General features: G+C 36.6%; 11 protein-coding genes. 1 reads left to right on the top strand and 10 read right to left on the bottom strand.

Annotation, left to right across the window (positions count from 1 at the left end; all coding sequences use genetic code 11):
• Positions 1–37: 37 nt before the first annotated feature.
• From ACKU4N_RS03680 to ACKU4N_RS03645, 8 genes are all read right to left on the bottom strand, one after another.
• Entirely contained in the window at positions 38–742 is a 705-nt protein-coding gene (locus ACKU4N_RS03680) for a PKD domain-containing protein (protein WP_321320692.1), read from the bottom strand.
• A 6-nt stretch (positions 743–748) separates the two neighbouring features.
• Complete coding sequence (locus ACKU4N_RS03675) at positions 749–1,498, bottom strand: hypothetical protein (protein ID WP_321320690.1); 750 nt, start codon at positions 1,496–1,498, stop codon at positions 749–751.
• Positions 1,499–1,584: 86 nt separating this feature from the next.
• Entirely contained in the window at positions 1,585–2,439 is an 855-nt protein-coding gene (locus ACKU4N_RS03670; RefSeq protein ID WP_321320688.1) for a hypothetical protein, read from the bottom strand.
• A 29-nt stretch (positions 2,440–2,468) separates the two neighbouring features.
• Positions 2,469–3,278: a hypothetical protein gene (locus tag ACKU4N_RS03665; RefSeq protein ID WP_321320687.1), complete on the bottom strand. Its 810-nt coding sequence runs from the start codon at positions 3,276–3,278 to the stop codon at positions 2,469–2,471.
• 19 nt (positions 3,279–3,297) lie between these two features.
• The gene (locus tag ACKU4N_RS03660; protein WP_321320685.1) at positions 3,298–3,984 is read right to left on the bottom strand and encodes a hypothetical protein; all 687 of its coding nucleotides are present in this window, start codon (positions 3,982–3,984) and stop codon (positions 3,298–3,300) included.
• 18 nt (positions 3,985–4,002) lie between these two features.
• On the bottom strand, positions 4,003–6,345 hold the full coding sequence (locus ACKU4N_RS03655; protein WP_321320683.1) for a hypothetical protein: 2,343 nt from the start codon (positions 6,343–6,345) through the stop codon (positions 4,003–4,005).
• Between the two features lie 338 nt (positions 6,346–6,683).
• Positions 6,684–10,625: a choice-of-anchor L domain-containing protein gene (locus ACKU4N_RS03650; RefSeq protein ID WP_321320681.1), complete on the bottom strand. Its 3,942-nt coding sequence runs from the start codon at positions 10,623–10,625 to the stop codon at positions 6,684–6,686.
• A gap of 134 nt (positions 10,626–10,759) precedes the next feature.
• On the bottom strand, positions 10,760–12,766 hold the full coding sequence (locus ACKU4N_RS03645) for a PA14 domain-containing protein (RefSeq protein ID WP_321320678.1): 2,007 nt from the start codon (positions 12,764–12,766) through the stop codon (positions 10,760–10,762).
• A 111-nt stretch (positions 12,767–12,877) separates the two neighbouring features.
• On the opposite strand from ACKU4N_RS03645, the gene ACKU4N_RS03640 reads away from it, so the two are divergent.
• Complete coding sequence (locus ACKU4N_RS03640) at positions 12,878–13,579, top strand: YjjG family noncanonical pyrimidine nucleotidase (protein ID WP_321320676.1); 702 nt, start codon at positions 12,878–12,880, stop codon at positions 13,577–13,579.
• A gap of 752 nt (positions 13,580–14,331) precedes the next feature.
• On the opposite strand, the gene ACKU4N_RS03635 is transcribed toward ACKU4N_RS03640, so the two are convergent.
• Positions 14,332–15,621 (bottom strand): hypothetical protein, encoded by a 1,290-nt coding sequence (locus ACKU4N_RS03635; protein WP_321320674.1) that lies wholly within the window; start codon positions 15,619–15,621, stop codon positions 14,332–14,334.
• A 47-nt stretch (positions 15,622–15,668) separates the two neighbouring features.
• A complete protein-coding gene (gene dnaB, locus ACKU4N_RS03630) occupies positions 15,669–17,201 on the bottom strand; it encodes a replicative DNA helicase (RefSeq protein ID WP_101311113.1) in 1,533 nt (510 codons plus the stop codon).
• Positions 17,202–17,325 lie beyond the last annotated feature (124 nt).

Raw genomic sequence — 17,325 nt, 5'->3', positions numbered from 1 at the left:
TCTTTTAATTATTTAAATAAAACTCCTAAACTAAGCTTTAGTTAAGTGTAATAGTACCTGAAATAACTGGCTTACCATGAACAGTAACACTTCTTGTGTTATCAGCAAGATCAGTATCAACAGCAACAGTTCCATTATCAGCAGTTTTTGCACTAATCAATTGAATGCTTACTGTTTGATCACCGGTAGTTAAATTTTCAAAATCTGAAATTGACAATTGTCCTGTTAAAGGAGTTGCGTCACCTGCAGTACCCATTGTAACCACCTTAGTTGTTTTTGTATTATCTATAGCAGTAATCTCATATGTCAATTCGAATGGAGCTACACCACCGGTGAATACAACATCGAAATCGCTAACTGTTAAAGCACCTCCCGATAACGGAGAACAACTTACAACTGCATCATTTGCAGGTAAATTAGCAAACATTACAGAAGCTGCACCAACAACTAAAACCTGAGATGTTCTTGTTTCAGTCAAACAGCCATTTGCATCAGTCCCAAAAACTGTTACATCATATGTTCCCGCAACATCCCAGATCAGTGTCATAGAATTTCCTGTTTGCGCAACCAGATCAGTGCTGGTACCACCCGTTGTAGCCCAAGTATAAGTCACTCCTGTAACAGGATCAACATTATAAGTATGGGATGTGTTAATAGTTACAGTTTGATCCTGTGCACTAACAGTTCCTGCAAATGCAATTAAGCTAATAAATAGCAAGCCGAATATTTTAGTCAGTTTCATAGTCGTTTAATTTAAGTTTATGCCCGATATTATTGGTTTCTTATTAATTGTTCTTATATGGATTTCTTTTCCTGTTACCACATTTAAAGTACCTCCATACTTATTGGTTGCACTCATTATGGTTATATGATTTATTGTTTCATTTATTTCATTTTCAATAACGCCCGCTACTTGGAGCATTTTATCTGCAAAATTTACAATTGCAGTTCGATCTGCAGAATCACCATCTAAGCGATAGTTTACTGTAATCGGGTATTGTGATTCAGGTAACACAGTACCTGAATTAAACATTGCTATCACTTCTGTAGCAAATTGTGGATCTAAGTCAGCACAATCCTCTGATGTTAGATCTTTAAACACTATTGTGGCTTCAGCGCCAAATACCTCAACGGGTATAGCTCTTCGAGAAGAACAAAAATTAGTTCCTGAATTAAATTCCTCCACAATTGCGTAATATTTCCCCTCATTTAAAAAGGTAATGTCAACTTCAGCTTTTTCAAATTCTCCCCCAACAAATAAAAAGTCATCATCTCCTCCCAATCCATCATTATCCGCCAATAAAGCGTCTTTTTGATCTGTCCAGTTGTTCACCTTATAAACATTCCATTCATAAGTATTCCCAACATGATTAGTAATAGTAAGTGTATGCGTACTTCCAGGCAATATTACATACGGACTCTGTGCCTTAGCTGAAGCCAAAGCCATCACTGTAAAGACAATGACAATCAGAATCTTATGTAGCACACCTTTTAACAAATCTTTCTATTTTTTATGTTTGAATTACCTTCCCGGACCGAAATCCGGGAAGGATTCTATATGTAAGTCAACAAACTTTACAATATTTAGTCAATAGCAATCACACTAGTTTCAGGTGATGCTGTAATAACAAACGATTCTGATGTATTATTGGTTAAATTAGTACCAGGCTCATTTGTATTTCCGGCTCCCGTTGTAATAAACGCATTTGAAGCAACCATGTTCAAGCTAATATCATTAGCTGGAGAAACGCCCGGAGTATTAGCTGTTACAACAGTCAATACAACTTTAGAAGTTCCCAATGCTACGGCTACGCTGGAACCAGTTACAGTACCACCAGCTGATGAAGTAACAGTTGATGCTGCTGAAGTTGTGAAATCAAATCCCCATGCTCCGGTTGTCCAGGGCTGTCCGTCAGTATCCATTGAAACAGTAAAGTAACGAGTTGTAGAACCAAAATCATTCGTTGCATTATCTATTGTTGCCCCACTACCACTATTACAATCAGTTAAAGAACCGCCAGTAATAACAGCTCCTGCATTATCAGAAGCAATAACTGCTAAATCAAGTGCACCAGCTGAAACCAAAATCTCCAAACGTCTTAAGGTTGTACAGGCACCAGCTAAATTAGCTTCTGTAACCTCTACAAAATATGTTTCAGCTTGTAACCATTGAATGTTTACAGTATTCGCATCTACACCTGCACCTGTGGTTGTAAATGAGTAATCTGTTCCACTAACAGCTGGTGTTGTACCGTCGTTTTGATAAACTGCCCAGGTATATGTATTTCCAACATGATCTGCCAAATGCACATTACTAGCATCCACATTTACTTTAAACTTATGGATAGAACCTACCGCATGAGTTGCATCCTGTGCATATGTTCCAAAAGCAATTAAAGAAATTGCAAGAACCAGAGTTATTTTTAATAATCTTTTCATGATATATTAATTTTATCAAAGTTTACTAATTAGTCAGTTGTAATACCTGTAGTTGCTGGAACAGCATTAACAATATAAGTTGCCACATTATTGGCTGCATTACTGTCAGGAGTTCCTAACTCATCTTTGCCATTAGAAACTGTAAGAGCAATTGAGATATTTGGATCTTGTCCATTCACACCATCAATATTCTTATTGGTATTGTATTCAACAGTAATTGTTTGAGATGTAGTATTAGCAGGAACATTAATTGTACCTGTTAAAGCAGCTACTCCATTAACAAGAACACCTGTCACTTTATCTGATGCTGCAATATCGCTAATTGCATAATCAAACGACCATGTTTTAGTTAAATCGCCACCAGCCATACTAACTGTATATTCTCTTGTAGTTGTTCCAAATACATCATTCGAATTATCGCCATCAGCAGTAACATCCACAACCGGATTAAATGCAGTAGCACAATCTGTTGCTGAAGTAACTAGAGCAGCAACAACATCAAATGTATTGGCAGTTACAGTTACAGAAATCTGACGAGTTGTAGGACAAGCCGGAGTAACATCTGTTCTTGTTTCAACTACTTGTAAAATGTATGTACCAGCAAGTAACCATTCTACATTAGCAGTTACTCCATCCGTTGCTCCAACAAAGTTATACTCTGTTCCTGGAGTACCCGAAGTTACAGACCAAGCTAAGGTTGTACCTGCAATACTACTTTTCGAGATAGTATATGCATGCGTTGATCCAGCATATGGAGTAGTACCTGTATTTTGTGCCTGAGTATTAGTAATTAATAATACTCCTACGAAAACCATTAAAAGTTTTAAAAGAGATTTCATATCGATTTATTTTAACTAATTAAAATGTAATGTTTCCTGTATTTGGCACACCATATATAGTTACGTCACCAGTAACATTATTCCCAACAGTATTATCACTGTTACCAAAACTATCTTTTACATTACTAATAGTAACTGAAAAAGTTTGATCCGCGCCTGCTGCTAAATTAGGTACAGTTAAAGTTAGAGTGTACGTATTTCCTGATACTGCAACCGCAGTTCCAGACAATTCAGGAGTTAAACCTGTAGTTGCATAATCGAATGTCCAATCAGCAGCACCATTTGTCTTAGTCAGGATATAATCTACAGTTGAGTTTCCGGTAGAACCAGTCGCACAATCCGACACAGCATCAGCGATCGAAACATCAAAATTATCTCCAACTGTTACTGTTGCAGTCTTAACAGTAGAACAAATCACACTACCACCATGATCTTCATTCTCGGTAAAAGTTAACGTGTATGTTCCTGCTTGCTTCCATAAAATATCAATAGAAGCGTCAGTTAAAGTAGTTCCATTCTGAAGATCCCAAGCTGTTCCTTGTGCTCCTCCTCCTGTTACTGTCCAGGATAGAGCATTTGCTCCATTCTCCGCAGTTACAGAGTAAGTATGAGTTTCTCCAACATTTCTTGTATCCTGTGCCATGACACCGTATCCCAAGAAAAGGAAAAAGCATACGCTTAATAGTTTTGTAAAATTTGTTTTCATGTTGACTATATTTAAAATTTAATAAATTATTCCTGATGGTATCGGTTTATGATTAACCGTAACCGTATATGTTTGTACATTTGAAATATTACCACTAGCATCCAATACTCTAAAATGAATCATTGAGATTCCTTCAGGAAATTCAAACCCGGATGGATCAGAAACTGAAGTTGCTCCTGTTGCTGCACTACCAAATGCATTTGCAAATGAAGAATCCGGTAATTGAATTCTATATTGAACCATAAAACTCGTTGTGCAATTATCCGAATATCTAGTTGCTTGTATACCTAAGCCAGTAAATGATTTCACTTGAGGAATTATACTTTCATCTTCTGCACAATCAATTATTGCCAAGTCAGACAAGTCTGCCAAAACTGGAGGTGTTACATCATCAATAATTACATTCTGATTTACGGTTACGGTTTGACCGTTGCCGTCAGTGAAGCTCCAGGTAATTATATGGGTTCCCTGTGTTGAATATGTTAATGGATCTGATGTGGTTCCGGCAATGGTTCCAGCACAGGCATCCGTTGTTGTCGGTGCCACAGCGGTTGCTGAACACTCACCAGTTACATCTGAAAGTGTTGGTATCACCGGAGGAGTTACATCTTTAATTGTTACGACGGCATTACAAGTATTGACATTACCAGCCTCATCCTGAACAGTTAAAACAACCGTATTTGCACCTAAATCAGCACATGTGAAGTCTGTAATATCTAAAGATAAAGTTAAAGATGCTGTTACGGTACAATTATCTGAACTACCATTATCAATTTGTGTTGCTGTAATACTGGCATTACCAGTTGCATCTAACTGAATTGTGATATCTTGACAGATTGCAGTTGGCAATACATCATCTACTACGGTTACTATTGCATCACAAGTAGAAACATTTGCATGATTATCAGTTACTGTTAATGTTACCGTATTTTCTCCAACATTAGCTACAGTGAATGAGGTCATACTTGCAGTCATGCTTAATATTCCACAGGCATCACTTGATCCACCATCAATATCACTGGCTACAATACTTGCATTTCCTGTTGCATCCAATTGAATTGTAATATCCTTACATATCGCTGTTGGTGCTACATTATCTTCAACAAATACATTTGCACTACATGTTGAGGTATTCCCTGAATTATCTACAACTGTCAGTTCAACAGCATTAGGAGATGATAATGGTAAAGATATATTTTGATTAGGAATACCTGGTCCATCAATTACTATATTAGCATCAGTACAACCCAAAATCTCTGGTGTAATTGTTGCGCAATCAGAATCACCCCTCCAAGCATTTGCTGTCTCGACTGTTCCACTTCCACCACCGTTAGGCAAACTAAAAAAACCACCACAACCCAAAGTTCCTTGTAGGGTATACAACCCTGCTGGAATACCTGAACCTGAGAACCTTATATCATACCCAAGTGTTACGGTATAATTATATCCATAATCACAAGTAGTGCCAACAGGATTAACAGAAATAGGCCATACTTTTATATTAACAGAATAACCATTACTTGAGGCTACAACCTGATTAGTAGAAACATCATCACAATTAAAATCTGTTTTTGATAATGACATTGATGCTATACCACAGTTATCGCTTGATCCATTATCTATTTGTGCTGCTGTTATGCTAGCTTTACCACTTGCATCTAACTGAATCGTTATATCTTTACAAACTGCAACAGGATCAATTACATCCTGAACTGTTACTGTACTTTTATTATCAAGCTCAACACCACATGTAGAAACTAAATTTTCTGCGTATACATTATAAACAGTAGTTACCAACGGATTAACATCAAATGTAATGTTCCCGCCTGTTCCTGCAACAGCGCTCCCAACATTACTATCATCACTATCTAAACGTAGTTGATAGTTAATTCCTGATTCACTATTAGTAATAGTAATTGTTGCTGTTCCTCCAGGACAAACAGAAGGATTATTAAGTGTAAGACTTTGATCCGGTAAATTACTTACGGTAACAGTCAAATCCATATTAGCAGAAACACACGAACCAGCTGTTTCTTCATAAGCTCGAACCAAATAATCTCCTGCAGTAACATTCCACAATATTCCAATTAAACTTTCACCAGAAACAATAAGCTCACTATACTGAAACCCAGGTGTCACCAAATCCTGATCAACAACAGGAGAACCACCATTGTAAACGGTACCTCCTTCAACAGACCAATAAATTGTAGATCCAGCACTTCCTTCAACCTTATATTGCTTTAACTCACCAGCACACACATCTTCCGCAGGAGATAATACTGTCTGAGCATAAAGATCAACTTTTGCCAAAGTAATCAGAATAACCAGTATGAAAATTTTTATGTGTAAAAGTTTCGTCAAGCGTTCTGTTTTATAGTGGAAATTATATATTAGGCAACAAAATAAATCATTTTTTCTTATAACTAATCACTGATACGGCAATTGTTAAAAAGTGTTGTGTTTTATTTATAATAAACAGCTTATTATTTGTTTAATTTTTCAACAACAAGCTGCAAAACACAGACTTAAGCATTGTTTTATGTAACTTATTTTTGTTTAACCTAAAAATATCTTTCATTAATCAAAGTTTTAATGCCATTAGTCTAATTTTATAAAAACAGACGCCCTACACCATTCTTAATTCAATATCTACCACGCACTATTTATTTGCAATTTAAATAACATCGCAATATTAGTATCTATTCGTGATATATTCCCTTAGGGGCAGGTTCAGTCCCTATAATGTAACTTCCAACTTCGGTACATGATTTAGAATCAGTTACTGTAACAGAATAACTACCTGAATTAAGTCCTGTTGCATTGGGTGAATTAAGACTTCCATCATGACTCCACGAATAATTATAAAGGGGACTAGAACCAAAAGGTGTTCCTCCTGATACATCTACATTTAATAAACCATTACTTCCATCTGAACAAAGATTACTTGATGGGTTAAGAGACACAACCGGATGTGGATTTACTAACACTCCAGATATATACTCCGTATTTTTACAACCATTTGATTTTGTAACTGTTAATGAAAAATCTTTAGCACTTAAAACCGCGGTATTATAAATTGCACTTGTATTTGCTGCAGTAGGATTAACAATACCAGCAACGGGAGTCCAGGAATAAGAATCACCGCCACCTCCATTTGAAACTAGTGAGGACAAGCTAATAACCTCTCCACTACAATATTCTGTTTTATCTGAAGCGATCGTAAAATGTGAATTTTCATTCACCGTAAGAACCATAAAATCGGTATCAATACAAGAAGCTGAAGCTGATGATGACTCCTTAACAGTTAATGTATATGTATATGTTCCAAAAGGAATAGTATTTGCTACAGTAGGATTTGGAGCATTTATATTACTCAGATATGTTTCTCCTGACGCAGGAGAACATGACCATTCGTAATAAATACCACCACTTCCATCCAACTTCACTGTTTTTCCTTCACAAATAGATTTTGAAGAGCCGGCTTCCGCAGCTATAGGAGTTGCCGATGGAATAGTGACATCAAAATCTTCAGAACGACAAGCAAATCTATCTTGAACCGTAACCGTATAAACTGCTCCTACCTGCGGATTATTTAGTGTAAAAACATTGTCATCCTGAAAAGCTCCTCCATCTATACTATATTGATAATCTGCCGGATCCAAACCATTCTTCAAATCAACTGTTATTGTAGCAACAGGTGTAGCTCCCATGCAAGAAACCAAACTTGTTGGAGAAGCTTGTATTTCGGGTACATCAATAATGGTCACAACCTTTTCATAGTAATCCGGTGCTGAACAGGGACAACTTTTTAGAAAAGAGAGACGCAACTCTTCATCACCTTCAATTCCCGTATCAGATAATGCTTTGTAGTAATAAACGACCTCAGAAATTCCCGAAGGTATAGTAACCGAACTTGGCAATTTACCATCTCCAATCTGATTTCCAAATTGATCTACATAAATGTAATCAACACCATTTTCGGCAGTTCCTGAAATATTTAAATCAAATTTCATTTCTTCATCTAAGTTCTCTAACCGAACAAATTTGATATAACTATTACTACAACCTTCATACATAATATCAACATCATTCTCAATGCCTATTCCATTTTGAATCACAACTTCGTTAGATTTAAAACTTTCAGCCTCAAGAAATACTGCAGAATTAAATTTATCATCCGCAACATCTGCAATAATCAATCGGATATGATAGGTTTGACAAGGAAGAACATCGGCATTAGCGGTCAATACAGTAGTTCGTCCATCAAACTGGGTTGCAAATCCTCCTGTTCCATCAACGTAATAAGTTGAACTACCACAACCACTATTATTAACATTGTTAATTGACACAAAATTCGAACTCCCTGGAAGTAAGGCAATATTCTTTCCTCCATTTAAAAATGGTCCTGAAATTCCAGGTCCACTTATAATAAATCCAAAAACATCATTGTATGATCCGCAGGCATATTCCGGATATTCCTCAGAAGCAAATATATACCTGAACTCAAGCTTATCACCAGCTGGAATAAAATCAAATTCCAAAATCTGAACATCATTTGGACTACCAGTCAATCTGGTAACATCTTCATCAACGGTTGCACCTCCAATATTTGAACTTACACCAGTACTATTATTTGGGCCTTCAGCAGACTGAACATTTCCTGTTGAAAGTATAATCCCGGATGAAAGAGGAAAATCTGAAGTTCCTGCATTAAAATATCCTATACCTAGATTAGCATCCCCTCCATATGTTACATTATTTGCAACCAAACAACCATTCACTAAAACATTCTGAACTAATTCATTAGGAGAATATCCATTTTCAGGACTTTGTCGGTCAACCTGTATGGGATCTGTCGAAGGCAGATCATCATCAACAATAGTAATCATCACCATCTGAGTCCCATTTTCAGTTCCTCCCGTAACATTAGAAATACTAACATTCAAACTTTCATTCCCTTCAACGTCTGCATCATCAACGGAACTTAACGTTACACTGCCCGTTAAATTTCCCTTTAGAATTTTAATCTGAGGTTTAGATATTGAATAATCTGAAGCTGAAGCAACACCAGACATAGCGAGGTCAACCAAAACATCAGTAGAAGCAACTCCACTTAATGTGGCTGTAAGGAAGGCATTCCCACCATTCTCATTGATTGAATTTACATCAACGGACAGACTAACCTCAGGTATAAAAGCCTGAACAGTCACTTTTACATTAAAGCTTGTAGAATTTCCACCAGCATCTTCAACCGTAAGCACTACAGTATTAACTCCAATATCTGCACTTGAGAAACTTGATTTACTTAGACTTCTAGACGTCACCCCACAGGCATCAATAAAACCAGGATCTACATCTATTGCATTTAGAGTGGCTGCCCCCGATTCATTAAGTACCAATGTAATTTCGACAGTTGTATGATCAGCAATAGATGATTTAGAGAACACCTCACGTGCTATTTCTGCATCAGTAGACTCCCATTCTAATTCAATAACTGCTCCCCCTCCATTTTCAAAATATTCCAGAGTGATTGTGTGTTCTCCCTTGGATAAATTCTTAGTACCACTATTGACGGTTGGCCCATGATTTGTCCAGTTATTAATAACATTCGAACCATCAATAACTAAGCGCACTCCATCATCTGAATTTGTATAAAAAGTATAATCTCCAGTTTCAGGAACAACAAAACTTCCACTATAGCGGATTGAAAAATTATCATTCCCAAGAAGAGCTGTATTTGGAGAGCCATTACCCCAATTGGTATTAATCTCTGTCACAGATTCTGAGTACTTCAGTTCATCAAAGGCTATTCCATTATAATATTCTGCAATTAAATTCAATAAGGATGGAGCTAAATTATCTTCAATTGTAACATTCGCAGTACAATTTGATTGATTCCCATCTTCATCTTCAACAGTAAGGGTTACCGCATTAACACCTAAGTTCGAACAATCAAAAGTACTTTTATCCAAGCTTAATAGTAAATCGGCACTGGCTGTCTCAACATCATTACTTCCATTATTTATATTTGCTGGAGTTATGCTTGCATTTCCAAAGGCATCAAGCTGAACGCTTACATTCTGACAAATAGCTACTGGAATAGCACCACTGGAAATTACATTTAATGAGTAATCTTCTACTTCACCATCAAAATCAACATCACACTCATCAGGGTAAGAATTGTAGTTTGCAGAAATACGTAATCTTGTAAGTCCTAGCGAAGCACCTGAAGGGACTGTTATAGTATAAGGTGAATTGCTTGTAGATCCATTTGATTTATTCTTAGCTCTTCCTAAATTAAACTCTTCTCCAGAATCATTAAAATCACCATCCTGATTCCAGTCAATCCAAGCGCGAGCATAAATCATGTAGTTCCCGTCAGTATTTACATTCACACTTAAGTTATATGAATCTCCAATTATCAAATTTGTTGATTGAGACGTATAATCAGAATAACCTGTTGATTTGCCTGTCGAATTATTAATTGAATTGATATTGACTAAGGTGATTCCTGTATTATATATTACATTACCATAGGAAGAACAATAAGTCTGCGCCGAGAGAGAACCACTCTGCCAACAGCAAAATATAATTAAAAGCAGAAAGTGTTTTAAAAAAGTGTAAGGTGTAGAATTATCCATATATTAATATTTCAGAATCATCTGGCAAACAAATAATCAAAGCCAAAAATAATTAATTATTCTTAATTGATACTAGTACGATGAAAAAGAAATTTTGTTTAATTTTTCGTTAAAACCAAATTCCTCCTATCAATTTACTCATGATAAATCCCAACTGGATTTGGACTTTGATAAATTACAATAATCCCCGTATTAGTCAGGTTCGCTTCACACACAGCACTCACTGCTTTAATGTTGATCAAATTATCGCCAACAGAAAAACCTAATGTAGGTATATTAATACTAACATCAGCACCATTACCTGGAACAGAACTCCCAATTTGGACTCCTCCTTTATAGGCGGAATACACAACGCCACCTTCGCTTCCTTGTATAGTAAGTTGCGCACCATCACCAATACACTTCGTATCGCCAATAACAGGCAAGCTAATATCCGGCACACCAGTCACAATAACGTCTATTATACATTCCGAGGAATTGCCATTAACATCAACAACCGTAAAAGTTACTGAATTGCTTCCAGCATCATCACAAGTAAAAACACTCTTACTCAAACTTCTGGAAGCAATACCACATTCATCTGAATAACCAGGATCAACCTCATCTGCGGTTAAATTATACAAGCCCCCGGCTACACTAAGATCCAATGTAATATCCTGACAAGTTCCAGTACTATTACTTTTTACAAATTGTCGAGAAACACCTGGCCCCTGCCACTCTAATTTAATAACTGCTCCTCCACCTTGTTCATAAAACTCGAGCACGATCGGAACAATTTGTCCTGCAGATAAAGATATAGTTCCTGAATTAACAGTAGGGCTATGGTTTGTCCAATTATTAATCACCTGCTGACCCGCAACCCAAAGTCGCACACCATCATCAGAAGTAGTATAAAATGTATAAGTTCCTGCCTGAACAGCTTGAATACTACCTTGAAAGCGAATTGAAAAATTATCATTTCCTACCAACGAAGATTCTGGTGCACCAGATCCCCATGAATAATTTATTTCATCAACGGGCAAAGTTTCCATGAACGTATCGAAATTTTTCCCATCATAATAATCGGCCTGCAATTGTGAGATTTTTGGAGGTGTAACATCAGCAACTGTAACATTAAAACTATGTGTTGCTGCATTGCCCGCATTATCTGTCGCAGTAAATGTATTAACTGTAGTCCCAACCGGAAACAATGACCCAGATGGCAAACCACCCGTCTGAGTAACTAAAGCACCTTCAAATTCAACAACATAACGCTTCCAATAAGTATCTGGAATATCATTCCACTTACCATTGCTATACATTTGAGTGTAATCCTCATTTCCAGAATTATTAGGCTCCCCACTATTCCAATTCGTATAGCTAACAGCCTCTCCATTACACCAAACAAATGTTCCTTCAGCTGCCGCATCAGTCAAACCAATCCATATATCTCCAACTTTACTATCTATAAAATCATTCTCGGCTTGACTGGTAATTGTAACTAAATGCCCTCCGCTATTAATAGCATTTTGCATTGCTGTAGTGGCTTTTTCACTAGTATTTGAATAGTAATAAGTATGATTATACAGTTCTCCTAAATAGGTGTATCCAGGAAGAGTTCCTGAAAAAGCAGGAAAATTATCAATAGCTTGTGGAATATCATAATTAACAATCTCACCACAATTACTTCCTGATGCATTAACTGTAATATCTGTTTGGGGATTTTGAAAAACCGGAGGCACATCATCAATAACATCATTGATATTAACCGTAAGAGTCATCGCCCCAGAAGGAGTTGCATTTTTTATATTGTAAAGAGTTATATTTAGATCCACTTTAGAAGAACCCCATTGCTGATAAATCCCCGTAATTGCAAAAGAGAAAGAAGTTTCATTTTTACCAAATTTCTTATAATATATTGCCGGTGACATAGTAAAGTCATAATTCATAGCTCCTGTTCCATTCGTTTCATACTTCAATTCCACAACAGGAGCTTTCCCCTTAAAATTCTCACTAAGTTGAACAGTTACAATTGCCACTCCTCCATCTTTTAAAATCATGTCTTTATCAACACTAATAGATACAGAAGGCTCATTTTTAGCAGACACATTTATGTTTGTAAAAATCAATAACACTGAAAAGAACAACAACCATTTATTCATACAAAACAAAATTAACTACATTATGGAATGTAAATACTGAAACATAGTACGCAAAACTACCACTTTTGTTTACTTTTATCCTGTAAAATACAGAATCAACCACCTACTGCAATGACAAATTTAAAGTACCAACATATTTTTTTCGACCTTGACCGTACACTCTGGGATTTTAATAAAAATTCCGAGGCAAGCCTAAATCTACTCTTTAGGGATTACCAATTGCAATCAATATTTGGAAGTTTCCTGTTTTTCAAATCACGATATGAATATCACAACGGCAAATTGTGGAATGCCTATTATCAAAACAGAATAAAAAAAGAGGATTTGATCTACCGAAGATTTTACCTGACATTAAAAGAAGCAGGACTTGATGATCTTGATTTGGCAAAAGAGATTGCAAATGATTTTATCGAAATAAGTCCCTTGCAAACGGCCACTTTTCCAAACACGCATCAAACTCTTGAATATCTGAAGAAAAAAGGATATCAATTACACATTATCACCAATGGGTTTAATGAAGTTCAAGGCAAAAAACTTAAAAACTCTAGGTTAGACAGCTATTTCACCAAGGTTATTACCTCAGAAGATGCCGGTGCAAACAAACCGACTCCACAAATATTTGAATATGCATTTTCTGAAGCATGTGCTTTAGCAAATAACAGCATAATGATTGGAGATGATCTTTCTACAGACATCGCCGGTGCAAAAAAGGTCGAAATGGATCAAATTTATTTCAACCCACACAAAATCAATCACAAAGACGATCCAACATTTGAGATTAATGATTTATCTGAAATCAAAAGGATACTATAATATGCTAAATAACATATTTTCATTACAATCCGCAGCAAAATTTTAATGTTCTTTAACAATTCACAACAAAAAATACCAATTAACAGGTCAACAGTAAGGAAATAATCATTTATATTTGCAGAGGTAATCAACAAAACCTGATATGCAAACAAGTTTTGTTGCCAACATCGGTTTGTACTGTGACATTCATAAATAATTCTAAAGGGTTAGTGAAGTTACTAAGGTTAATAGATTACAAATGGTTAATAATATATTGAAACTGGTATATAACCGATGTTGAAATACGAAGGCTGCGTTTAGGGGACGCAGCCTTTTTTTTGTCTGTATCATGCACATAATAACTACTCCAAGGAAATTGAAATAAAAAAAATCACCACAGAGCACGCAGAGTCCAACAGAGAAAAAACGATTAAAACATTTTTACCTTATTCAGTACGTAGTGGAATTCTTCATAGATATTTTGCAAGCAGAAATTCACCACAAAGAACACTAAGGAATTCACAAAAAACTCAAAGGGATATTATCATATTCCGACTCTTGTACATTTAAAATAAAAAGAGCACCTAATACAAGGTTTATCAGAAAAAAACGACTAGGTGTTACTCGATGATAAATTCTTCTTGAGTGCTTGTCAAAAAGAGTTTCAACACAAAACCAAAGAAAGGACTAAACAAAGCTTACCACTTTTACCACGGAGGACAGAAAGAAACACAGTGTGTTGACTTTTAGACTTTTGAACCTTTAAACTCTCCCTAGGTTTTTCTCTTTTTCTTCTTTGCTGCCGGAAACAAAACATTATTCAGTATTAGGCGATAACCAGCCGAATTCTTTTTCAAATTAAGGTCAGTAGGCGGATCTCCAACCAAGTGCTGGTAATCTTCAGGATCGTGCCCCCCATAAAAAGTCCAGGTTCCTTTCCCAAAGTTTCCATGAATGTACCGCGCCTCACCAGCAGCTTTATTCTCTCCCATAATAAGTACACTAGGTTTTATCAACTCCAACTTAAAAGCAGTGGTTTGTCCCATAAATCCTTTTATCAAATTTTTGTGATTTTGACATAACATGCTTGGTACCGGATCCCATTTTGCAGAAAACTCAAACAAAGAAAAATAATCTTCATCCTGCCTTAGCTTTCTCGTTAAAGTCACATCAATATCCGAAAACTCATATACATTAGGCTTTTTTTCAAGCGTAAAATTCTGAAAGGCAAATGTCTTTGAAAAATCCAGTTGAGACTGGACATCCGGCTCAATAGGATCTCCATCAAACACAGCATCACAAATATCATGTTCTCCCGAGGCCAGTGCTATATCAAAAGTATCGGTGGCAGAACACATTGCAAATAGAAAGCCCCCAGCCTCAACAAAATTTCTTATTTTAACAGATATTGCTTTTTTTAAATCGGAAACTTTCGGGAAACCATATCGGTTAGCCATCTCCATATTGGACTGCACCTCATCTTTATACCATTTCATATTTCGGTATGAGGTATAAAATTTACCAAACTGCCCTGTAAAATCTTCATGATGCAAATGCAGCCAATCATATTTCGACAACTTCCCGGTCATCACCTCATCATCATAAATAATATCGTAAGGAATTTCGGCGTAGCTAAGTGCCAGGGTTACTGCATCGTCCCAAGGTTTCTTCCCTTTTGGTGAATAGACTGCAATCAAAGGTGATTTTTCCAGTTTAACGGCATCCATATTCAACTCATCGCTTGATATTTCTGTCAATATTTGCTGAGCAGAAACATCGCTGAGAACAGAAAAACTGACACCTCGAATCTGACACTCATCCTGAATTTCTTTCTGGAAAGGAAGTAAAAAAGATCCTCCGCGATAATTCAACAGCCAATGAATCTGATAATCCTTTCCCAGAGTCCAAAAAGCAATACCATAGGCTTTAAGATGATTCTTCTGAGTATCATCCATCTGAATTAATAAACTTGCAGAAAAGGATGTATATGCAGATAAGGCGAAAAACAGTAAAATAACTATTTTTCGAAAAAATATTTTCGAAAACAATCTATCTTCTATCATAAAAACAAAATAACAAATTCTATTTGAGAAGACGTTTCATAAGGTCATTAAAATGGTGCAGCATCATCAAAATCACTGCCCCCACCAAATCCTGCACTAAAATCATCAAAACCGGAAGATTCCTGATTCATGCTGGAACTGAATGTTTTCACATCCTCCAAACCCGGTGTGGCGAATGGGTTTAATGATTCACCTTCCAAATCGGTAAATCGGGCCAACTGATTTCGGAAACGAAGCTGTATTTCTCCGACAGCACCATTACGGTGTTTTGCAATAATAATATCAGCAATACCAATTAATGAATTTCCTTCAGCATCCTCAGTTATGCCATATCTTTCCGGACGGTGAATAAACAACACCATATCGGCATCCTGCTCAATCGCACCGGATTCACGCAAATCGGAAAGCATTGGTTTTTTTGCATCCCCTGTTCTTTGTTCAACACCACGATTCAACTGAGAAAGAGCAATTACCGGAACGTTTAATTCCTTTGCGATGATCTTTAATTGCCGTGATATTAAACTCACCTCCTGCTCTCGGTTACCACGCATATCCGAACCAGCTGTCATCAACTGCAAATAGTCAATCACAATACAACTAATATCATGTTTCGCCTTTAAACGACGACATTTAGATCGCAGCTCATAAATTGACAAACCAGGTGTGTCATCCACATATATTGGAGCTTCAACCAGATCTTTAATTTTAACATGTAACTGTTCCCATTCAAAATCTTCCAAACGCCCGCTTCTCAACTTTTCAGAACCTAATTCTGTTTCGCTTGATATTAAACGTTTCACCAACTGATCGCCACCCATCTCGAGTGAGAAAATGGCTATTGGTGCTTTGTGGTCAACCGCCATATTCCGGGCCATCGACAAAACAAATGCTGTTTTTCCCATTGATGGCCGAGCCGCAATAATCACTAAATCGGATTTTTGCCATCCGGATGTAATTCTATCCAATGCAGTAAAACCGGAAGGAACACCACTTAAACCATCGGTTCGTTTCCCTGCTTCCACAATTTGGTTGATTACCTCATCAGCCAGTGGACGAATATGCGAGGATTCTTTTTTGATATTTCCTTCTGCAATCTCAAAAACATCCTGCTGTGCCCTATCCAGCAAATCAGCAACATCAACACTCTCATCAAAAGCCTGAGTCTGAATTTCAGATGAAACCCGAATTAATTCGCGCTGAATAAACTTTTGAGCAATAATTCGCGCATGAAATTCGATGTGAGCAGCAGATGCAACCCTATTTGTAAGTTGGGTAATGTAAAAAGGCCCACCCACAGCATCCAAATTCCCATGTCGTTTTAATTCTTCAGTAACCGTTAGTATATCAACAGGTTCCTCGTTAATTGAAAGCGACAGTATAGCTTTGTATATTTTTTGGTGAGCATCCTTGTAAAAGGAATCAGCATTTAGAATATCCCCAACCGAAATCATCGCATCTTTTTCAAGCATTAATGCTCCCAGAACAGCTTCCTCAAGCTCTAATGCCTGCGGAGGAACTTTCCCATAATCAAGATCTACTTTATTCTTCGGTTGATTGTTATATTTATTTGCCCCAGCCATAAAATATTAAATTCTAACAGTTTACTTTTCCTTTAAAATCAGCATACTAAGCATTTTTTCAAGCTCAAAAAAAGTCCTGAAAAAAATACAGAATGCAGAGCCAAAGATAGAAAATAAAAATACT

This window comes from Labilibaculum sp. (genome assembly GCF_963664555.1).
Classification (GTDB): domain Bacteria; phylum Bacteroidota; class Bacteroidia; order Bacteroidales; family Marinifilaceae; genus Labilibaculum.
This window is presented reverse-complemented; position numbering and strand designations above follow the sequence as displayed.